Source organism: Streptomyces sp. NPDC039736 (genome assembly GCF_055596485.1).
Window position 1 is genome coordinate 300268 of the sequence record NZ_JBVIUQ010000001.1, and the last position, 19494, is coordinate 319761.

The 19494-nt window shown below is 74.4% G+C and carries 18 protein-coding genes; 7 read left to right on the plus strand and 11 right to left on the minus strand.

The genetic code is table 11. The features are described 5' to 3' along the window. The first annotated feature begins 29 nt into the window (after window positions 1–29). Window positions 30–1097, plus strand: coding sequence for a uroporphyrinogen decarboxylase (gene hemE / locus ACZ56L_RS01255; protein ID WP_345217663.1), 1068 nt, complete (start codon window positions 30–32; stop codon window positions 1095–1097). On the opposite strand, the gene ACZ56L_RS01260 is transcribed toward hemE, so the two are convergent. From ACZ56L_RS01260 to ACZ56L_RS01270, 3 genes are all read right to left on the minus strand, one after another. Continuing rightward, complete coding sequence (locus ACZ56L_RS01260) at window positions 1094–2233, minus strand: abortive phage infection protein (protein WP_471060235.1); 1140 nt, start codon at window positions 2231–2233, stop codon at window positions 1094–1096. The genes hemE and ACZ56L_RS01260 overlap by 4 nt on opposite strands. Before the next feature lie 143 nt (window positions 2234–2376). Then, entirely contained in the window at window positions 2377–3765 is a 1389-nt protein-coding gene (locus tag ACZ56L_RS01265) for an FAD-dependent oxidoreductase (RefSeq protein ID WP_471060238.1), read from the minus strand. A 310-nt stretch (window positions 3766–4075) separates the two neighbouring features. Beyond that, complete coding sequence (locus tag ACZ56L_RS01270; protein ID WP_471060241.1) at window positions 4076–5053, minus strand: DUF4349 domain-containing protein; 978 nt, start codon at window positions 5051–5053, stop codon at window positions 4076–4078. A 159-nt stretch (window positions 5054–5212) separates the two neighbouring features. On the opposite strand from ACZ56L_RS01270, the gene hemG reads away from it, so the two are divergent. After that, window positions 5213–6688 (plus strand): protoporphyrinogen oxidase, encoded by a 1476-nt coding sequence (gene hemG / locus ACZ56L_RS01275; protein ID WP_468683277.1) that lies wholly within the window; start codon window positions 5213–5215, stop codon window positions 6686–6688. A 4-nt stretch (window positions 6689–6692) separates the two neighbouring features. After that, window positions 6693–7439: a hydrogen peroxide-dependent heme synthase gene (gene hemQ / locus ACZ56L_RS01280; protein WP_345217673.1), complete on the plus strand. Its 747-nt coding sequence runs from the start codon at window positions 6693–6695 to the stop codon at window positions 7437–7439. Window positions 7440–7531: 92 nt separating this feature from the next. On the opposite strand, the gene ACZ56L_RS01285 is transcribed toward hemQ, so the two are convergent. The 6 genes from ACZ56L_RS01285 to ACZ56L_RS01310 form a co-directional block, all read right to left on the minus strand. Further along, window positions 7532–9157, minus strand: a complete 1626-nt coding sequence (locus tag ACZ56L_RS01285) for an alpha/beta hydrolase (protein ID WP_471060246.1) — start codon at window positions 9155–9157, stop codon at window positions 7532–7534. A 157-nt stretch (window positions 9158–9314) separates the two neighbouring features. Next, the gene (locus ACZ56L_RS01290; protein ID WP_471060248.1) at window positions 9315–10082 is read right to left on the minus strand and encodes a TIGR04222 domain-containing membrane protein; all 768 of its coding nucleotides are present in this window, start codon (window positions 10080–10082) and stop codon (window positions 9315–9317) included. A gap of 133 nt (window positions 10083–10215) precedes the next feature. Continuing rightward, a complete protein-coding gene (locus tag ACZ56L_RS01295; protein ID WP_471060252.1) occupies window positions 10216–11271 on the minus strand; it encodes a TIGR04222 domain-containing membrane protein in 1056 nt (351 codons plus the stop codon). Window positions 11272–11280: 9 nt separating this feature from the next. Beyond that, on the minus strand, window positions 11281–12801 hold the full coding sequence (locus ACZ56L_RS01300) for an MbnB/TglH/ChrH family RiPP precursor modification enzyme (RefSeq protein WP_471061629.1): 1521 nt from the start codon (window positions 12799–12801) through the stop codon (window positions 11281–11283). 127 nt (window positions 12802–12928) lie between these two features. After that, window positions 12929–13693: a DUF4142 domain-containing protein gene (locus tag ACZ56L_RS01305; protein WP_471061632.1), complete on the minus strand. Its 765-nt coding sequence runs from the start codon at window positions 13691–13693 to the stop codon at window positions 12929–12931. A gap of 180 nt (window positions 13694–13873) precedes the next feature. Beyond that, complete coding sequence (locus tag ACZ56L_RS01310; protein ID WP_471060256.1) at window positions 13874–14620, minus strand: peptidyl-tRNA hydrolase; 747 nt, start codon at window positions 14618–14620, stop codon at window positions 13874–13876. A gap of 72 nt (window positions 14621–14692) precedes the next feature. Here ACZ56L_RS01310 and ACZ56L_RS01315 point away from each other — a divergent pair, with 72 nt between their 5' ends. The 3 genes from ACZ56L_RS01315 to ACZ56L_RS01325 are packed head-to-tail and all read left to right on the plus strand — an operon-like array spanning window position 14693 to window position 16974. Next, window positions 14693–15370, plus strand: coding sequence for an AIM24 family protein (locus ACZ56L_RS01315; protein ID WP_401758444.1), 678 nt, complete (start codon window positions 14693–14695; stop codon window positions 15368–15370). A gap of 12 nt (window positions 15371–15382) precedes the next feature. Then, complete coding sequence (locus ACZ56L_RS01320; protein WP_471060259.1) at window positions 15383–16300, plus strand: ABC transporter ATP-binding protein; 918 nt, start codon at window positions 15383–15385, stop codon at window positions 16298–16300. Next, entirely contained in the window at window positions 16297–16974 is a 678-nt protein-coding gene (locus tag ACZ56L_RS01325; RefSeq protein ID WP_471060261.1) for an ABC transporter, read from the plus strand. The genes ACZ56L_RS01320 and ACZ56L_RS01325 overlap by 4 nt, the downstream gene beginning before the upstream one ends. A 44-nt stretch (window positions 16975–17018) precedes the next feature. Here ACZ56L_RS01325 and ACZ56L_RS01330 read toward each other — a convergent pair whose 3' ends face one another. Continuing rightward, entirely contained in the window at window positions 17019–17876 is an 858-nt protein-coding gene (locus tag ACZ56L_RS01330) for a polysaccharide deacetylase family protein (RefSeq protein WP_471061635.1), read from the minus strand. A gap of 108 nt (window positions 17877–17984) precedes the next feature. Here ACZ56L_RS01330 and ACZ56L_RS01335 point away from each other — a divergent pair, with 108 nt between their 5' ends. Continuing rightward, window positions 17985–18443: a GNAT family N-acetyltransferase gene (locus tag ACZ56L_RS01335; protein WP_345219031.1), complete on the plus strand. Its 459-nt coding sequence runs from the start codon at window positions 17985–17987 to the stop codon at window positions 18441–18443. On the opposite strand, the gene ACZ56L_RS01340 is transcribed toward ACZ56L_RS01335, so the two are convergent. Continuing rightward, window positions 18430–19380, minus strand: a complete 951-nt coding sequence (locus tag ACZ56L_RS01340; protein WP_471060264.1) for a PPK2 family polyphosphate kinase — start codon at window positions 19378–19380, stop codon at window positions 18430–18432. The two genes, ACZ56L_RS01335 and ACZ56L_RS01340, sit on opposite strands and share 14 nt — an antisense overlap. Between the last annotated feature and the right edge of the window lie 114 nt (window positions 19381–19494).

The following is a 19494-nucleotide window of genomic DNA, read 5'->3' on the forward strand; positions in this document are numbered from 1 at the left end:
GCTTCCGCGCGCGTGCGAAGATTTGGTACGTGAGTGCCAACGAAGCCCCCACGGGCCGCCCGCAGAGCAAGACGTACGACTCGGCCTTCCTGAAGGCGTGCAGGCGCGAAGAGGTGCCGCACACGCCGGTGTGGTTCATGCGGCAGGCGGGGCGCTCGCTGCCCGAGTACCTGAAGGTGCGCGAGGGCATCCCGATGCTCGACTCCTGCATGATGCCGGAGCTGGTCAAGGAGATCACCCTCCAGCCCGTGCGCCGCCACCAGGTGGACGCGGCGATCTACTTCAGCGACATCGTCGTCCCGCTCAAGGCCATCGGCGTCGACCTGGACATCAAGCCCGGAGTCGGCCCGGTCGTCGCCGACCCGATCCGCACCAGGGCCGACCTGGACCGGCTGCGCGACCTGACCCCCGAGGACGTCTGGTACGTCACCGAGGCGGTCGGGATGCTGGTGGAGGAGCTCGGCGGGACCCCGCTGATCGGCTTCGCGGGCGCGCCGTTCACCCTCGCGAGCTACCTCGTGGAGGGCGGCCCGTCCCGCAACCACGAGAACACCAAGGCCATGATGTACGGCGACCCGCAGCTCTGGGCCGACCTCGTGGACCGCCTCGCGCACATCACCGGCGACTTCCTCAAGGTCCAGATCGAGGCCGGCGCCTCGGCGGTCCAGCTCTTCGACTCCTGGGTGGGGGCGCTGTCCCCGGCCGACTACGTGAAGTCCGTGATGCCCGCCTCCGCGAAGGTCTTCGAGGCCGTCGCCCCCTACGGCGTGCCGCGCATCCACTTCGGCGTGGGCACCGGCGAGCTGCTGGGGCTGATGGGGCAGGCCGGTGCGGACGTGGTGGGCGTCGACTGGCGGGTGCCGCTGGACGAGGCGGCCCGCCGGGTCGGCCCCGGCAAGGCGCTCCAGGGCAACCTGGACCCGGCCGTCCTGTTCGCCGGCCCCGAGGCCGTCATGGCCAAGACGGACGAGGTGCTGGCGGCCGCGAAGGACCTGGAGGGGCACGTCTTCAACCTCGGGCACGGGGTGCTGCCGTCGATGGACCCGGACGCGCTGTCCCGGCTCGTCGAGTACGTCCACACCCGGACCGCGCGCTAGGACCGGCGTTCCCCGGCCCGGCCGTAGTGCCGGGCCAGGGTGTGGAAGGACTCCTTCGGCTCCCAGTGCCAGGCCGCCGTCGGCCGGTCCTGCCTCTTCCAGAGCGGCTTGACCAGGGCGTAGGACGCCAGGTCCAGGTCGTGCCGCGGATCGTGCGGGCGGTGCGGGGCGTCCGGCGCCACGAACTGGTAGGCCTGCGCGGCGTACAGGTTCAGCGACTCGAAGACGTCGAGCACGTCGGCGAGGTACGCGGCCTGGGCGCGTTCGCTGCGGACCGGGCCGCCGACGATCTCCGGCGGGTCCTTGGTGTGGTCCACGGCGTCCCAGCCCATGCCGCCCTTCTCCGGTGCGCCCTCGAAGGTGCAGGTGCCGAACTCCGTGACGGCCACGGGCTTGCCCCACTTCTGATGGCGCGTCAGGTCCTTGATGTATCCGGAGCGTCGGCGGTGGTGTCCGTAGTAGTTGACGCCGACCACGTCGAAGAGGCGCCAGTCGACGTCGTCCTCGTGCGCGGCGCCGTACGTCAGCGGGCCCCGGAAGACCGACCGGCCCGTGCTCGCCGCGCGGGCGATGAACTCGCTCAGCCCGCGCGCCAGTCGCACCGGGTCGAAGTTCCCCTCGGTGAGGTTCTTGATCCGTTCGACGGCGTCGGCCCCCGGCGCGATGCCGGGCACGAAGAGGACGAACTCGCAGCCCACGCTGAGTTCGACCCGTGCGCCCTGGCGGCGCAGGCGCTCCGCGACCCGGCCGGTCTCGGCGAGGTGGTCGAGGATGTCCGCGTGCGGGGCGTCGGCGAGCCGGGGCTGGAGCCACAGGTGCAGGCCGCGTTCGGCGGCCTCGGCCGCCGTGGCGGCGAGGCGGTCGATGCCCGTGCCGAACAGGGAGACCGAGCTCGCGTGCAGGCGGTCGGCGATGACCCGCAGGTCGCGGCGCATCCGGTCGGCGTGCCAGCCGGTCTCCGGGTGCTCGCCGTCCTCGATCTCGTAGCCGACGCCGTGGTGGGTCAGGCCGGGGCGTCCGGGCGTCCGCGGCGCGGCGCCGCGTCCGGCGGCCGGGGCCGGGCCCGTCGCCGCCGTGAGCGCGGCCGCCGCCGTGCCGGTCAGGAACGCCGCTCTGCTGAGTCCCGCGTCGCGCATGGTGCCTCCCGTGGTCCGGTGTCCTACCGGTCGCACTCTGGCCCGGCGCGGGTCCTCGCGGGCATCCGCCGATGGTCTACGGCGCGCAGACCTCGGGAGGAGGGGCGGACCGCCCCGGATGTACGGTCCGCCCCTCCCAGGCGTTATCCCCGCGCCCTGCGCACCGCTGCCACCGCCTTGCGGGCCGCCACCAGGACCGGGTCCCAGACCGGCGAGAAGGGCGGGGCGTACCCCAGGTCCAGGGCGGTCATCCGGTCGACCGTCATGTTCGCGGTGAGGGCGACCGCCGCGATGTCCACCCGCTTGGCCGCGCCCTCGCGGCCGACGATCTGGACGCCGAGCAGCCTGCCGGTGCGGCGTTCGGCGGTCATCTTGACCGTCATCGGGGACGCCCCGGGGTAGTACCCGGCGCGGCTCGTCGACTCGATCCGTACCGTCACGAACTGGAGGCCCTCCGCGCGGGCGTCCTTCTCGCGCAGGCCCGTGCGGGCGATCTCCAGGTCGCAGACCTTGCTGACCGCAGTGCCGACCACGCCCGGGAAGGTGGCGTAGTCGCCGCCCACGTTGGAGCCGATGACCTGGCCGTGCTTGTTGGCGTGCGTACCGAGCGGGATGTGGCGCAGCCGGCCCGAGACCAGGTCCAGGACCTCCACGCAGTCGCCGCCCGCCCAGATGTCCTCGTGGCCGCGCACCCGCATGGACAGGTCGGTGACCAGGCCGCCGGAGGGGCCGACGGGGAGGCCCGCGGCCTTCGCGAGCGTCGTCTCCGGGGTGACGCCGACGCCCAGGACCACCACGTCGGCGGGGTAGGTGGCCGCGCCGGCGGCCACGCCGCTCACCCGGCCGTCCGCGCCGGTGAGGATCTCGGTGACCTCGGCGTCGGAGACCACGGTGATGCCCATGCCGGTCATCGCCCCGTGCACCAGGGCCCCCATGTCGGGGTCGAGGGTGGACATCGGCTGCTCGCCGCGGTTGATGAGGGTGACCTCGTAACCGCGCTTCATCAGGGACTCGGCCATCTCGACGCCGATGTACCCCGCGCCGACCACGACCGCGCGGCGGCCCTCGGTGCCGGCGAGGGTGTCCAGGAGGGCCTGGCCGTCGCCCAGATTCTGCACGCCGTGGACGCCCGGGGCGTCGATGCCCGGGATCGGCGGGCGCACCGGGCGCGCGCCGGTCGCGATGACGAGCTTGTCGTACGAGGTCCAGACGTCGTTGCCGGTCTTGAGGTTGCGGGACTTCACCCGGCGGCCCTCCACGTCGATCCCGACGACCTCGGTCTGCATGCGCAGGTCGATCTCGCGGGCCCGGTGCTCTTCGGGCGTACGGGCGATCAGGTCGTCCCGGTCGGAGACGTCGCCGCCGACCCAGTACGGGATGCCGCAGGCGGAGTACGAGGTGAACCGGCCGCGCTCGAAGGCGATGATCTTGAGCTCGGCGGGGCTCTTGAGCCGGCGTGCCTGGGAGGCGGCGGACATGCCGGCGGCGTCGCCGCCGATGACGATCAGGGTCTCGGGGGAGGTGGAAGTCATGAGCACACGCTATGGCCTCTCCTTGACGGAGGGTGGCGGGCGGGTTCCTCGCGCGTGGTGCGGGGCGTTTCCTGGCGGCCCCGTGCCCGGCCCCGGCTGCGGCGTGCGGCCGGGGGCCCGGTTGCCTGCGGCGACGCCCCGGCCCCGCCCCTTCACCCGGAGCGCGCGGCCGCGCGGCCCGGTGGCGGGCTGCTCGCACGGTTCCCCGCACCCCTGGCAGGGGCGCGGGGCCGTGTGGGTGTGCGGCTTCGCCGCGCGCGAGCGACCAGCCGCAACGCATCCGCGCGGAACCGTCCACCCCCCGACCGGGCTACCCCTCCTCCGGCGCCCCGCCCTCCCCGGGAGCCGACGGCCCGCTCCCCACGGCCCTGCGCGGGACCCGCGGGGCGAGGACCTTGCGCCACAGGAGCCAGAGCAGGGCGAGCGCCGCCGCGAAGGGGGCCACCGCGCCGGCCACCACCGCGATCCACCTGACCGTGGTCAGGAACGCGTCCCAGCCGCCGCCCAAGGCGTCGAGGAAGCCCGGTCCGTCCTCCTCCGGCTCCTCGGCGGGCTTCTTCGGCGGCGTCTCCGTCAGCACCAGCGTGATCGTGCTCATGCCCGTCTGGTCGGCCAGGGTGTTCTGCCGGGCGAGCAGCGACTCCAACTCCGCCTGTCGGCTGGAGAGTTCGGCCTCCAGTGTGACCACGTCGCTCAGCTTCGTCGCGCGGTCCATGAACTCCTGGACCCGCGCCACGCTCACCCGCTGCGACTTGATCCGGCTCGCCAGGTCCACCACCTGGCCGGTGACGTCCTTGGCGTCCACCTTGCGGCCGAGGATCTTGCCGGGCTTCTTCTCCAGCGCGGCGAGGGTCTCCGAGAACCTGTCCTGCGGAACGCGCAGGGCGATCCGGGAGTGGATGTGGTCGCCGTCGTCGCGTTCCGTCGACTCGTTGCCGACGTAGCCGCCCGCCGTCTCGGCGGTCGCCCGTGCCTCGGTCAGCGTCCGGACCGTGCTCTTGACCTCCATGTGGAGCTCCGCGGTGCGGATCACGTGAGCCCTGGCCACCGGGGCCGTGGGCCGCGCGGCGGACGGCGCGCCCGGCTTCGCCGCGTCCGCCCCGGCCCCCGTGCCCGGCTGCTTCGCGGCCGCTTCGGGCGCCGCGGCCTTGTCGTTGCCGTGGTCGGAGCGGCCCCCTTCGTCGCCCGCCCCGCAGCCGCCGAGCGCGAGCGCCGCCGCCACCACCGCCGCCCCGATCATGGAAATCCGCCGTGTCCTGCCGCCCGCCGTCGTCACTGCTGCCCGCATCTCGGTCCCCCCGAAAGTGGTGAAGGATGTTGCCGGTTCGACGTGTGGGGTGGCGGCGCGGGTTGCCGGTTCCCGGTTCCGAAGCGGCCCCGAACCGGTCACGGTCGGGACTCGAAGGTCACGGTCGGGACGCGGCACGGCGTTTGAGACAGTGGACACATGAACGGTACGGACAGCCCCCCCAGCACCGGTGCGCACGCGGGAGCGAGCGCCCCGCACGTCGTCGTCGTCGGAGGCGGCATCGCCGGCCTCGCCGCCGCCCACCGGCTCACCGGCGCCGGGGCCCGGGTGACCCTCCTGGAGGCCACCGACCGGCTCGGCGGCAAGCTGGAGACCGGGGAGATCGCCGGGACCCGGGTCGACCTCGGAGCCGAGTCCATGCTGGCCCGCCGGCCCGAGGCCGTCGCCCTGGCCCGCGAGGTCGGGCTCGGCGACCGGCTCCAGCCGCCGTCCACCGCCACCGCCTCCCTCTGGAACCGGGGCGTCCTGACCCCCATGCCCCAAGGGCACGTCATGGGAGTGCCGGGCGACCCGGCCGTGCTGGGCGGCGTGCTGTCCGCCGCGGGTCTCTCCCGGGTGGCGGAGGACCGGACGCTGGCCCGCACCGAAGTCGGGGAGGACATCGCCATCGGCGAGTACATCGCCGCCCGGCTGGGGCGCGAGGTCGTCGACCGGCTCGTCGAACCGCTGCTCGGCGGGGTGTACGCCGGGGACGTCTACCGGACCTCGCTGCGGGCCGCCGTGCCCGCCCTCTTCGAAGCCGCGCGCACGCACGCCTCGCTGCTGGAGGGCGTCCGCGAGGTGCAGGAGCGCGCCGCCGCCCAGCAGCGGACCGGGCCCGTCTTCATGGGCATCGACGGCGGCATCGGCAGCCTTCCCGAAGCCGTCGCGGACGCGGTGCGCGCGCGGGGCGGGCAGATCCGTACCGAGACCCCCGTACTCGCCCTGACCAGGACGGACGGGCAGTGGACCGTACGCACCGAAACCGGCGGACTGCGGGCCGACGGCGTCGTTCTCGCCGCTCCCGCCTGGTCCGCGTCCGCGCTGCTCGCCGAGGTCGCGCCGGCCGCCGCCGCCGAGCTCCGGGAGGTCGAGTACGCGTCCATGGCCCTCGTCACCATGGCCTTCGCCCGCGAGGAGGTGGAGGACGTGCTGCCGGCCGGGTCCGGGTTCCTGGTGCCGCCCGTGGACGGGCACACCATCAAGGCGTCCACCTTCTCCTCGCGCAAGTGGGGGTGGGTGAGCGAGCGTTCCCCCGACCTGTTCGTGCTGCGCACGTCAGTGGGGCGGTACGGCGAGGAGGAGCACCTGCACCGCGACGACGCCGAGCTGGTGGACGTGTCGCTGAAGGACCTGGGGGCGGCGACGGGCCTGGCCGCGAGGCCCGTCGAGACCCGGGTGACCCGGTGGATCGGGGGACTGCCGCAGTACCCGGTGGGCCACCTCGCGCGCGTCGCCCGCATCCGGGAGGCCGTCGGGCGGCTGCCCGGACTGCGGGTCTGCGGGGCCGCGTACGACGGGGTCGGCATCCCCGCCTGCGTCGGCAGCGGGCAGCGGGCAGCCGACGCGCTCGCGGAAGAGATCTTGGTCATGCCCACCCTGGTGGAGGGCACGGCAGGCGGCACGGGACAATAGCCTCATGACTGCTCAGGAGAACGCCGCGAACGAGGTCCCCGCCAACGGCGGCAAGGCCCCGAACGCCGGCAAGAAGGCCAAGGACCTCAACGAGGTCATCCGCTACACCCTGTGGTCCGTCTTCAAGCTGCGCGACGTCCTGCCGGAGGACCGCGACGGCTGGGCCGACGAGGTCCAGGCGCTCTTCGACAAGCTCGCCGCCGAGGACGTCACCGTCCGCGGCACCTACGACCTCTCCGGGCTGCGCGCCGACGCCGACGTCATGATCTGGTGGCACGCCGAGACCGCGGACGAGCTCCAGAGCGCGTACAACCTCTTCCGCCGCACGAAGCTGGGCCGCGCGCTGGAGCCCGTGTGGTCGAACATGGCGCTGCACCGCCCCGCCGAGTTCAACAAGTCGCACATCCCGGCGTTCCTCGCCGACGAGAACCCGCGCGACTACGTCTCGGTGTACCCGTTCGTGCGGTCGTACGACTGGTACCTGCTGCCCGACGAGGACCGTCGCCGCATGCTCGCCGACCACGGCAAGATGGCCCGCGGCTACCCCGACGTGCGCGCCAACACCGTCGCCTCGTTCTCGCTCGGCGACTACGAGTGGCTGCTCGCCTTCGAGGCCGACGAGCTGTACCGCATCGTCGACCTGATGCGCCACCTGCGCGCCTCCGAGGCCCGGATGCACGTCCGCGAGGAGGTGCCCTTCTACACCGGCCGCCGCAAGAGCGTGGCGGACCTCGTGGCGGGGCTCGCCTGACCCTTCCCGTACGGTCGGCTTCCGTACGGAACACCTGACTTGGCGGTCTCCCTGGTGCGTATTCACCAGGGGGACCGCCCCAGCCCGGAAGATCAGACGGCGGCCGGAATCCCCCGCAGGGGGAGGGCACGTCCGTCCAGCGACACCGGGTTCGGCTCCCGGTGCGGCGCGCACACAGCGCGCCGCACCGGTGTGGCACCGGTCAGCAGATACGTCTCCAGGTGTTTGTTGACGCAGGCGTTCGCGCCGCCCCCGATGCCGTGCGTGCCCGCGTCCTCCTCCGTGACCAGCGCCGCGCCCGGCAGCCGCTTCTGGAGTTCGAGCGCGCCCCGGTACGGGGTCGCCGCGTCACGTTCGGCGGCCAGGATCAGGGTCGGCGGCAGGGCCCCCTTCGCGACCCGGACGTCCACCGGCCGCTGCCGGGGCTGGGTCCAGTAGGCGCACGGCAGGTTCATCCACGCGTTGTCCCAGGTCTCGAACGGGGCGCGCTTCGCCAGCCGCGTGTTGTCGCGGTCCCAGGTCCGCCAGTCGCCCGGCCAGGGGGCGTCGTTGCACTCCACGGCCGTGTAGACGGCGGTGCCGTTCTCGTTGTCCCGGGCCGCCTCGGGGCGGGGAGCCGCCTGGTCGACCAGCGGCTTCGGGTTGCCCTTGAGGTACTCGGACAGGGCGGTGGCGCGCATCGCCCACACGTCGTCGTAGTAGCCCGCCTGCAGGTACGCCGCCTGGAGCTGGCCGGGGCCGACCCTGCCGCCCGCGGGCCTGTGGGCCAGCTCGGCGCGGACCTTGGCGTAGCTGTGCTGCACGGCCTCCGGGGTGTCGCCCAGCCCGTACGTCGTGTCGTGCTTGGCGACCCAGGTGCGGAAGTCCTCCCAGCGGCGCTCGAAGGCGGCCGACTGGTCGAGGTTGTTGCGGTACCAGATCTGCGCGGGATCGGGGTTCACCGCCGAGTCGAACACCATCCGGCGCACGTGCGAGGGATGGAGGGCCGCGTACAGCGCGCCGAAGTAGGTTCCGTACGAGGCGCCCATGAAGGTGAGCTTCGGCTCGCCGAGGGCGGCGCGCAGGACCTCCAGGTCACGGGCGTTGTTGAGCGAGTGGTAGTGGCGCAGCGCGTCGCCCGCCTTCCGCGCGCAGCCCTTCGCGTACGTCTTCGCGCGGGCGATCCGCTCCTTCTTGTACGACTCCGAAGGGTGCACCGGCGCCTGGGTGGGGGCCTGGCCGAAGTCCTCGGGGTCCGCGCAGGACAGCGGGGCGCTGCGGGCGACGCCGCGCGGCGAGTAGCCCACCAGGTCGTAGGCGGCGGCGATGTTCCGCCACTCCGGCATCCCGGAGACCAGCGGGAAGTACATGGAGGAGGCGCCCGGGCCGCCCGGGTTGTAGACCAGGGCGCCCTGGCGGGCGACGGGCTTCTTCGTCTTCGGGTCCTTGCCGCCGGCCTTCAGGCGGCTGACGGTCAGTCCGATCTGTCTGCCCCCGGGCTTCGCGTAGTCGAGGGGGACCTTGACGGTGGCGCAGCGCACCGCCTCGGGCAGTTGCTCCGACTCCGGGCACGGGCCGAAGGGCGTCCCGGAGACCGAGGCGCGCTGGGCGGCCAGGGCGACGCCGCGCGCCTCCGGGGACCCGCCGGGGCCGCCCGCCGCCCCGGTGGGGGCCGCCGCGAGGGCCGTCAGGACCAGGGAGCCGAGGGTGGCGGCTCCGTACAGCGCTAGTGCTCTCATCGCGATCCCTGATCCCTTGTTCCGGCCGCTGCTGTGGGCGTCGCGCCCGGGGCGGCTGTCGTGCTCGGCTGGCGTGCTGGACAAAAGGGATACTTGGCAAGGCAGTTGGCTATGTAAAGCACCGGTGTCCGGTGTCGGGCTCATTGACCCCGTTGCTTCACGGCCCCGTCAGCGCGGTGCGCAGCCGCGGGTCGGGTATCGCCCGGACGCCCGACACGGCGACGGCGGTGAGCAGGGCGCGGCGGTCGTCCCCCGGCGCGTCGCCCCGCAGGGCACGCAGCCGGATCCGGCCCGCCGTGGACGCCCACTGGGTGTACGGGTGCACCTCGAAGCGGGCGACGGCCAGGCAGCCGAGGGTGAGGAGCAGGGGCAGCGAGAACCAGAGCGCGACCGGGGTGGACCCGCCGGGCTCCTGCGGCAGGGCGAACGCGGCCGCCGCGCCCAGCGCGAGGATCAGCGCGCTCGCGGCGCGCACCGCGCGGACCCCGTGCCGTTCCGCCTGCCGGAGGGGGGCGGGGACGGCCAGCCCGGAGGCGGTCAGGCGGTCGGCCAGGGCCCGTACGGCGTCGGCGGCGGCCACCGCGGCGCGTACCGCTGACGTACGGGAGCGGCCCTCCGGGCCCGCCGCGGCGATGACCGCGCGCTCCAGGGCGTTGTGGCCGTGCGGGGTGACGACGGTGGCCCAGCCGGTGTGGGCGAGCAGCAGGCGCCGGTCGGCGTGCATGGTCAGCAGGGTCAGGTCGGCCACCCGGTCGGGGCCCCCGCACAGGAACGCGGTCTCGTGCAGCGTGAGCGGGCCGTCGTGCGGCGGGACGTCGGGCGCGTGGTCGCCCACGGCCGCCACGGCGGTGGCGGCACGGAGGAGCCGGGTGCAGGAGCCGATGGCGGCGGCCCAGGCGAGGGCGAGGAGCGGGAGCCAGAACATGGCGGAGTTCTACGTGAGGAGAACACCCCGCCGTTGTGTCGTGTCCATGATGTCGACGGGGTGTTGTGTATTCGTGACCGGGCGTGGGGGATGTGGGGTGCGGTGGGGTGTTTGGGCGCGCGGCGCGCGGGGGTCAATCACCGCCCCCGCCGCCTCCGCCGCCACCTCCTCCTCCGCCTCCGTCGCCCCCGCTTCCGCCGCCTCCGCCGGAGCAGCTCCCTCCGCCGGAGCAGCCTCCTCCGCCCGAGCAGCCTCCTCCGTCGGAGCAGCCCCCTCCGCCGCCCGAGCAGCCTCCCGCGCCGCCGCCGCACCCTGCTCGAGGGTTGCCGCTGCCCGGCGCGTGGGCGGCGCACCAGACCGTCGCCACAGCGGGGACGTACGGGACCGGCGAGCCCGAACGCGCCCGCGTCCTCCCCGGGCGGACGCGGGCCGCCGCGAGGAGCTGGTGGCGCAGACCGGGGTCGGGGACGGCCGCGAGGCCGCCCAGCGCGACCTGCTGAGCGGGCGTCAGGGCGTTCGCCGGGTCGGCGCGGTGGGCGAGCAGCGAGGCCCGGCCCGGATCGGTGACCCAGCGCTTGGCACGGATGCCCCACCTGAGGCCGGTGAACACGCCGAAGAACAGGGCGGGCAGCGTCGGCGCAGCGAAGGGGACGTAGTCCACGAACGGGGTCCCGTCGTCCGACACGACCAGCAGGACGACCGCGAGGGGCACGGTGAACACCGTCCCGATCCAGCACAGGAGGGCCTGCACATGGCCCCAGACGGACCACAGGTTGCTCCGGTCCGGCGGCAGGAGCAGCCCGCGTGCGGCCAGGCTGTCGCCGATCTCCTGCACGGCGGGGTGGTGGGCGGCCGCCAGGCGCAGGGTGTGCAGGGCCCCGCCGCCCGTGGTCCCGTACGCGTGGAGCACGGCGCGTTCGACGGTGTCACGGGCCCTCGGTCTGTGCACCACGACGACGCCGGGCGCGCCGACGCTGATCCGGCCGTCCTGGTGCAGGGCGGTCAGGGCGGCGTCCACGGCACGCAGGGGACCGCCGATCAGGAACGCGGCCTCCATGGGGTCGAGACGGCCAGGTCCGACGCCCTCGGGGCGGTGCCCCCGGCGCACGGTGGCCGCCAGGCGGAGGCCGGAGCCGAGGGCGCAGCAGGTGACGAGGACCGCGAACATCAGAACGAGTGGGTTCTCCACGGCTACGGCTCACCTCCCGACCAGGGCCGCCGCCGCCCGGACGAGGCGGGTGGCGAGGGACGGCGGCCGGGCGTCGGCCCGGTCCCGCCACCAGTGCGTCAGCTCGCGGCGCCGCGCGGGGTCGAGGTCCGCGTGGAGGAGGGCGTGCGCGGCGAAGTCCAGGGCGTCCCGGCGGTATCCGCCGCACAGCGGGCGCGGCCTGGCGTACGCGACGAACGCGGGCCGGAACCCGTCCCCGAGGATGCGCGGCAGCTCGGGCGCCACCTTGGCGACGATCCCGGCCCGTTTGGCGACGAGGGCCCTGGCCTGCACCCGGATGCGCGGCCCGTCGAACCCCTCGGGCACGGGCCCGCCGGCGACGAGGGCTTCCAGCAGGGAGGCCTGCGCGATGGCGAGACCGCCCCGGGCGGCCTCGGCCGCGGGGTCGCCGGTCGCGCCGCCGCTCGCCACGGGCCGCACGGGCACCGGAGCAGCACCGCCGGGCCGGGCCCGCTCGCCGCCGTGCGCCGGCGAGCCGACCGTGCTCTCCGGTGCGGTGCGGGCGGGCGTGCTCTCCGGTGCGGTGCGCGCGGACGTGGCGGTGCGGCCTGTCGTACGGGCCTGCGCCGACGTGGCGGTGCGGGCTGACGTACGGGCCTGCGCCGACGTGGCGGTGCGCGCCGCCGTCCCCCTCGACGGGGCGCCGACCGGGGCTCCCGCGCCCACCAGCCGCGGAGAGTCCAGCACGCCGCGGATCAGGTCCAGTTCCCCGGCCAGCTCCGCCGCCTCCGGGAAGTTCTCGTCGCGCTCCAGCAGGACTCCGGGCGGCGAGATCCGCGAGCGCAGTTCGGCGAGCACCTCCAGGACCGGTTCCGTGACCGGGTGGGCGTGCGTGTCGTGCCACACACCGTCCCGCTCGACGCCGCCCGCCACATGGACGTACGCGATCGACTCGACCGGCAGCTCGTCCAGCGCCCGCGCCGGGTCCTCGCCCCGGTTGACGCGGTTGGTGTGCAGGTTGGCGACGTCGACGAGCAGCCGTACACCGGTGCGCCCCACCAGCTCCGCCAGGAACTGCCCCTCCGTCAACTCCTCGCCCGGCCAGGCGAACAGGGCCGCGATGTTCTCCAGCGCGAGCGGCACCGGCAACTGGTCCTGGGCGATCCGCACGTTCTCGCACAGCACCCGCAGCGCGTCCCAGGTGCGCGGCACCGGCAGCAGGTGCCCGGCCTCCAGGGGCCGGGACGCGGTCAGCCGTCCGCCCGCCCGTACGAACGCGATGTGCTCGGTGACCAGCGGCGCGCCCAGCGCCTCGGCGCGCGCGGCCAGGGACGCGAGGCGGTCCGGGTCGGGGCGCTCCGCCCCGCCGATGCCCAGCGACACGCCGTGCGGGATCACCTTCGTGCCGCGCTCGCGCAGCCGCAGCAGGGAGGCGGGGAGGTGGCCGGGGCAGATGTTCTCCGCGACCACCTCCACCCAGTCGACGCCGGGCAGCGCCTCGACCGTGTCGGCGATCTCGGGCCGCCAGCCGATGCCGACGCCGAGCCTCAGTCCCTGGTCCTCGCGTTCCATACCGTCCCCCTCGGTGCGTGCCGTGCAGGGGTCATGGCCCCGTCGCGGGGCGCTGAACCCACGAGGGGGGACGTTCAGAGGTTGATTTGAGGTTCCGCCCCGCGCGTCACGGCCGGGCGGCCGGGCTGCCGATCTCGCCGACCGTCGGCGCGGACGGCAGCGAGGTGAAGGTCTGGGTGCCGGTCGGCCGGGCGGGCGGCGGAACCGGGACGGGCACGCCGGGCACCGGCGGGGGAGGGCCCGTAGGGCCGGCGGTGGCGTTGCCCGCCGCCTCGTTGGCGATCGCGTCGAAGTCGACGAGGCCGGTCGCCTCCAGCATGGTGATGTGGTCCAGCACGGTCTGGTTGGAGGCGTCCGCGAGCTGTCGGACCAGCGCGTTGCGGGTGGAGTGGCGGACCTGGGCGATGACGGCGAACACCTTGCCGTGGGCGCGCCGCAGCAGGTTGGCGAAGAGACGCTCGTACGTCGTCCCGCTCGCCGCCGACAACTCCCGCAGCCAGCCCTGCTGTTCGGGGGTCGGCTGGTTGGGCAGCTCGACGCCCAGCCGGGCGGCGACCGCGCGGGCCCGGGCGTCCAGGTCGGTGTGCCCGACCACGAGGTGGTCCCCGGCGGCCTTGACGGACTGGCTGGGCGCGCGTTCGATGGCCTGCTGCCCGGCGGGCAGCTCCCACAGCCCGGCGAGGCGCACCTTGACCAGCAGGTCCCGGTCGGCGGCCGACAGCGGACCCCACTTGGTGGGCACGGAGGACGCCGCGAGGTCCGCCTGCCCGGTGCCGGAGCGGTCGGCGTACGACCAGATGGGGAAGGCCAGCGCGGCGAGGGTGGCGATCAGGGCGGTGACGATGAGCGCGGTGCCGTTGATCCGGCGCAACAGGGCGAAGAGGACGGGGGGCATGGACGAATCTCCCGGACGCTGTGCGTGGTGCTGCGGTACGCGAACGAATCAACCGCCAAGTGCCTTGATCCTTCAGGGGTTTGGCGGCATCCGTGCGTACGTGTGAGACACCCGGCACGTTCAGGGGAGCGTGGTGCGGGGGCGGAGGGGGCGCTGTCAGTGCTGCCCGGCCGGCCGGCTGCCGAGCGCCGGATGGTCCGCGATCACCGTCTCGGAGCCCGGGGCGATCTCCGTGAAGCCCGCGTCGCGGACCACCGGCAGACCGGACGCGGTCAGCCGCCGCCACTGCTCGGGAGCGGCCGTGCGGACGGCGAGCGGGAAGCCCGCCGCACGCCACGCCGCGCGGTCCGCGTCCGCGAGGTCCCACCAGGCGAGCTGCGCGCCGTGCCCCGCCTGGGCCATCGCCTTGCCCGCCGACATGTCCAGGTCCGGGCTCGTCCAGAGGACCGGAACGCCGGGGTCCGGGGCGCCGGGGTCCTGCGGGTCGTCCAGGTCGGTGCCCGACACCTGGAGCTTGGCCAGCTCCTTGGGCCAGCCGTCCAGCGGGACGGGCGGGAAGACCCGTACCTCCGCCGCCTTGCCCGTGACGGTGATCCCGGGCAGCGCGGACGCCTTGCGCCACTCCGCGCCGCGCGCCCGCCGCACCACCTTGCGGATGCGGGCGTCCTGCCAGTCCCGCATGACCCCGGCCCATTCGCCCTCGCCCAGCGAACGCTCGTCGGCCAGGATCGTCAGGACCGCCCGCGCGGCCGTCTCCAGTGCGTCGGTGCGGGCCGGCGGGTCCGTCTTCTCGATGTGCGCCACCAGCGGAAGGACGAACTGCGGCGCGGCGTCGCGCTCGGCGGAGACGGACTGGACGTCGGCGGACGCGGGCGGCGCGCCGGTGGTGTCGTTGCTGCTCATGGGGCCAAGTTTGCCAGGGCGTGACGTGCGGCTCCTTGTCGGACCAAAACCCGGCGCGCGAGGATGAGCCGCATGAAGAGCGAGATCTTTGCCTCCGAGAACATGGTCCAGCCGGCGACCGCCCCCGGCATGACCCTGCAGAACGCGAAGTCGGTGAAGTACGCCGTCAACGGCGAGATGCACGCCCGCCAGGGCTCCATGATCGCCTACCGCGGAAACCTCCAGTTCGAGCGCAAGGGCCAGGGCATCGGCGGCATGCTCAAGCGCGCCGTGACCGGCGAGGGCCTGCCGCTGATGGCGGTGCGCGGCCAGGGCGAGGCCTGGTTCGCCCACGAGGCGCAGAACTGTTTCATCGTCGACCTGGACCAGGGCGACGCCCTCACCGTCAACGGCCGCAACGTGCTCTGCTTCGACGCCACGCTCAGCTACGAGATCAAGATGGTGAAGGGCGCCGGCATGACCGGCGGCGGCCTCTTCAACAGCCTCTTCACCGGTTACGGCAGGCTCGCCGTGATCTGCGACGGCAACCCCATCGTCATCCCCGTCACCGGGAACATGCCGGTGTACGTCGACACCGACGCGGTGGTCGGCTGGAGCGCCCAGCTCAACACCTCGCTGCACCGTTCGCAGTCCGTGGGGTCGATGATCCGCGGCGGCTCCGGCGAGGCCGTGCAGCTCGTCCTCCAGGGCGAGGGCTTCGTGATCGTCCGGCCGAGCGAGTTGACGCAGACGAAGCCCACCGCGAACTGAGAAGATCCCCGGATGCGATGCGTACGGGTGGGACGGCGCTACGGGCTGCGCGGCGACTGGATCCTGCGGGACCTCGACCTGGAGCTGCGCCCCGGCTCCCTGGTCCGCTTCCGGGGGGCCAACGGCACCGGGAAGTCGACCCTGTTGCGGGTGCTGGCCGGGATCGACGCGCCCACCGAGGGACGCGTCGAGGACCGCCCCCGCCGGGTCGCGTACGTGCCCGAACGCTTCCCCGGCGCCCTGCCGCTGACCGCGCTCGGCTACCTCGTCCACCTCGGCCGCATCCACGGCCTGGGGCGGGCGCGGGCCCGCACGGAGGCGCTGGCGTGGCTGGAGCGTTTCGGCGCCGCGAGCCACGCCCGCACCCGCGTCCGCGAACTCTCCAAGGGCACCGCGCAGAAGGTCGCCGTCGCCCAGGCCCTGCTCGCCGCCCCCGGACTGCTGGTCCTGGACGAGGCGTGGACCGGCCTCGACGAGGCCGCCCGGGGCGAGCTGGACCGGGCCGTCGCGGAACGCGTCGCCGCCGGGGCGACCGTGGCCTTCGTCGACCACGACCCGCGCCGGCTGGCCGGCGCGGTGGACGCCGCCTACGAGGTGGCGGGCCTGGGGCTGCGAGCCGTCGACCACCGCCCGGCGGAGCCGGATTCGGGTCCCCGGGTACGGATCGTCGCCGCCGGCCCGCCCGGCGCGGTGCTCCCGCCCGCACTTCCCGGCGCGCCCCTCGTCGTACCGGAGGGCGACGGGACCACGGCGCTCACCGTGGCCGCCGTGCACTCCGACGGAGTGCTGCGGACGCTGCTCGCGGCCCAACCCCCCTGGCACGTCGAGTCGGTGGCCCCGGCCGCCGCCCCGGTCGTACGAGAGCACCCGCCGGCGGACCGGGCCCGCCTGCCCGAACCCGCCCGGGCGCCGGAATGGAACCAGGCATGACCGCCCTCGCCCCCCTCGCGGGCTACCAACTCGCCCTGCTCGCCCGGTCGCAGCGCTGGCTGGCGCCCGTCCTGCTGTACGCGGCTTTCGTCGCCGTCGGCGTCCAGGGCGGGCAGCCGGTCCTCGACTCGCTCGGCTACGGCGCGGCCGCCCTGCTGCCCGTCGCCGCCTGGCTCACCCGCCTCTGCGTCACGGGCGAGCCGCCCGCCGCCCGGCACTGCGCCGCGGCCGCCGCCTCGCCCGCCCGGACACACCTCGCGGCGCTGCTCACCGCGTTCGGCTGCGCGGCGGCGCTCGGCGCCCTGGCCACCGCCTTCGTGGTGCTGGTCAGCAGGTGGGCGGACACGGACGGGCAGGTACGGATCAACCCGCTGAGCGCCGCCGGGGCCGGCCTCCTCGCCGTCCTCACCTGCGCCCTGCTCGGCACCGCCGTGGGCGCGCTCGGCAGCCGCCCGGTGCTGCACGGCACCGGCTGGAGCATCGCCCTGACCGCCACCGGCTCGCTGCTCGCCCTGGTCACGGCGGGCTCCCCGGCCCGCCTCGCGGTGAACGCCCTAGTCAGCGGCTCGCACTCGGGGGCGGTGGTCCTGTCGCCGGTGCCGTTCGCGGTGGCGGTGCTGCTGACGGGGGCCGTCGGGGCCGCGGTGTGCGCGCTCAGCTCCCGGCGGGGCTGAGCGGGCACGCGTACGACAGGCCCCGGTTCCGGGCGGGGCGCCGGCTAGCCGCGGGCGATCAGGTCCGAGACCTTGACGAAGCGGTAGCCCCGCTTCCGCAGCTCGGGCACCACCCGCCGCAGTGCCTTCTCCGTCGTCGGGGCGGCGCTGCGGGTGCAGTGCATGACCACCAGCGAGCCGGGCCTCACCCCGGCCAGCACCTGCTCGGCGACCGCGTCCGCGTCGGTGGCGAAGGCGTCGCCGCTGACCACGTCCCACTGCACCGCCGTCACCTTCGCGGGGGCCAGGCTGCGCAGCGCGCGGTCGTCGTAGCAGCCGCCGGGGAAGCGGAAGTACGGCACCACGTTGACCGCCCCCGCCGCGCGGAACGCGGCGAACGCCCGGTCCACGTCCGCCTTCATGGCCTTCGGCCCGACCGTCGGCAGTCCGTAGCAGGGCGAGGAGAAGGCGTGGTGGCTGTAGGAGTGGTTGGCGATCTCGAAGAGCGGATCGGTGCCGATGGAACGTGCCTGGTCCGGGTACTCCTCGGCCCACCGCCCCGTCATGAACACCGTCGACGGCACCTTCCACTTCCGCAGTGACGCGATGAGCCGCGGGTTGTCGAAGTGCTCGCCGCGGGCCGCCCGGGGCCCCTGGTCGGCGGTCATGTCCGCGTCGAAGGTGAGCGCCACGACCTTGTCGCCGCCCTTCGTGCGCGCCCGTTCGAACACGGGGGTGAGCCCGCCGGGGCCGGCCGCGATGGTGGGGGCGGGGGCCGGGGCGGCCGGGGGAGCGGCCGGCGTCGACGGTGCGGGCGCGGAGGGCGACCGGCGGGACGCGGTGCCGTCGCTGCCGGTCCCGCCGTCGGTGCTGCCGGTCCCGCATCCGGCGAGAGCCGCGCCCAGAGCAGCCGCCGCGAGCATTCTTCGTACAAAAGTGGTCACCGACGGAAAGTAGCCGATCAGAACGAGCGGGTACGGCTGCGGCACGGCGTACCCCGGGCAGGTCATACTCCCGGAGTGATCTCAGACATGACGCCGGAAGGGCCCGCCCGCGTCCGGCGTGCCGTCGCTCGGGACGCCAAGCGCCTCACCCGCCTCGTCCGCACCTCGCGCGCCTACGAGGGTCCGTACGCCTCGATGGTCGAGGGGTACCGGGTCGGCCCCGACTACATCGAGCACCACGAGGTGTACGTCGCCGAGTCGCCGGACGGGCGGGTCCTCGGTTTCTACGCGCTGGTCCTGGACCCGCCCGAGCTCGACCTGATGTTCGTCGCCGACGCCGCGCAGGGCACGGGCGTCGGCCGCCTGCTGTTCGGCCACCTCACCGGGCGGGCCCGGGAGGCGGGGCTGACCGAGGTGCGGATCGTCGCCCACCCCCCGGCGGAGGGCTTCTACCGGAGCGTGGGGGCGGTGCCGGTCGGCACGGTCCGGGCGAACCCGCCGGCCGTGCGCTGGGACCGGCCGGAACTGGTGCTCACCCTTCGCTGAGCAGCCGCCCGCGGCACTCCCGCACGTCGAAACCGGCCGGCGGGAACCGCGGATCGAGCGCCGTGAGGTGTTCCTGGAGGAGGCTGCTGACGGCCCAGTCGCGGTACCACTTGCGGTCGGCCGGGACCAGGTACCAGGGGGCGGCGGGGGTCGAGCAGCGGGCGAGGGCGATCTCGTACGCCTCCTGGTAGGCGGGCCACAGGGCGCGCTCCTCGATGTCGCCGGGGCTGAACTTCCAGTGCTTGTCCGGGTTGTCCAGCCGTTCCAGGAGGCGGCGCCTCTGCTGCTCGTAACTGATGTGCAGGAAGACCTTGACGACGGTGACGCCGCTGTCCGCGAGGGACGCCTCGAAGGTGTTGATCTGCTCGTAGCGGCGCTCGATCTCCTCCGGCGGGGCCAGCGAGCGGACCCGGCCGATCAGGACGTCCTCGTAGTGCGAGCGGTCGAAGATGCCGATCTCGCCCGCTTCGGGCAGCGCCTTGGCGATCCGCCAGAGGAAGGAGTGCGCGCGCTCCTCCTCGGTGGGGGCCTTGAAGGCGCGGATGCGGCAGCCGGACGGGTTGAACAGGCCGATCACGTGCTTGACCGTGCCGCCCTTGCCACTGGTGTCCATCCCCTGGAGGACCAGGAGGAGGCGGCGCCTGTCGCCCGCGGTGCTGGCGGCGTACAGGCGTTCTTGCAGGTCGGCGAGGGGTCCGCCGAGCAGGGCGGTGGCGGCCGCTCCCGTCGCCTTGTCCTGCGGGCCGACGGGGGTGGCGTTCGCCGCGTACGAGGCGAGGGAGACCCGGGAGCCCGGAGGGACGCGCAGGCTGTCCCGTACGGAGGGCTGCGGACGGGCCTGCTGCCGGTCCTGCTCCGGCCGGTCCCTCCCTCGCCGGTTCTTCTCCGGCCGACCCTTCTCGTGCGGGTCCTTCTCGTGCCGTTCCTTCTTGGGCATGGGGCTCCTTGTCCGGGCGGGCGGCTCCCTCGATCCTGCGCCGTATCCTTCCCCTCCGCGAGCCCTGGAAGCCGTCCTCAGCCGCCTTCCGGCGGACGAGGGGGCCGGCGGGGC

Bases quoted from the DNA above. Each gene is read 5' to 3' on its own strand.
- ACZ56L_RS01260 (WP_471060235.1), bottom strand. From the start codon at position 2,233: ATGCGCGACGCGGGACTCAGCAGAGCGGCGTTCCTGACCGGCACGGCG.
- ACZ56L_RS01265 (WP_471060238.1), bottom strand. From the start codon at position 3,765: ATGACTTCCACCTCCCCCGAGACCCTGATCGTCATCGGCGGCGACGCC.
- ACZ56L_RS01270 (WP_471060241.1), bottom strand. From the start codon at position 5,053: ATGCGGGCAGCAGTGACGACGGCGGGCGGCAGGACACGGCGGATTTCC.
- hemG (WP_468683277.1), top strand. From the start codon at position 5,213: ATGAACGGTACGGACAGCCCCCCCAGCACCGGTGCGCACGCGGGAGCG.
- hemQ (WP_345217673.1), top strand. From the start codon at position 6,693: ATGACTGCTCAGGAGAACGCCGCGAACGAGGTCCCCGCCAACGGCGGC.
- ACZ56L_RS01285 (WP_471060246.1), bottom strand. From the start codon at position 9,157: ATGAGAGCACTAGCGCTGTACGGAGCCGCCACCCTCGGCTCCCTGGTC.
- ACZ56L_RS01290 (WP_471060248.1), bottom strand. From the start codon at position 10,082: ATGTTCTGGCTCCCGCTCCTCGCCCTCGCCTGGGCCGCCGCCATCGGC.
- ACZ56L_RS01310 (WP_471060256.1), bottom strand. From the start codon at position 14,620: ATGAGCAGCAACGACACCACCGGCGCGCCGCCCGCGTCCGCCGACGTC.
- ACZ56L_RS01315 (WP_401758444.1), top strand. From the start codon at position 14,693: ATGAAGAGCGAGATCTTTGCCTCCGAGAACATGGTCCAGCCGGCGACC.
- ACZ56L_RS01320 (WP_471060259.1), top strand. From the start codon at position 15,383: ATGCGATGCGTACGGGTGGGACGGCGCTACGGGCTGCGCGGCGACTGG.
- ACZ56L_RS01325 (WP_471060261.1), top strand. From the start codon at position 16,297: ATGACCGCCCTCGCCCCCCTCGCGGGCTACCAACTCGCCCTGCTCGCC.
- ACZ56L_RS01330 (WP_471061635.1), bottom strand. From the start codon at position 17,876: ATGCTCGCGGCGGCTGCTCTGGGCGCGGCTCTCGCCGGATGCGGGACC.
- ACZ56L_RS01335 (WP_345219031.1), top strand. From the start codon at position 17,985: ATGACGCCGGAAGGGCCCGCCCGCGTCCGGCGTGCCGTCGCTCGGGAC.
- ACZ56L_RS01340 (WP_471060264.1), bottom strand. From the start codon at position 19,380: ATGCCCAAGAAGGAACGGCACGAGAAGGACCCGCACGAGAAGGGTCGG.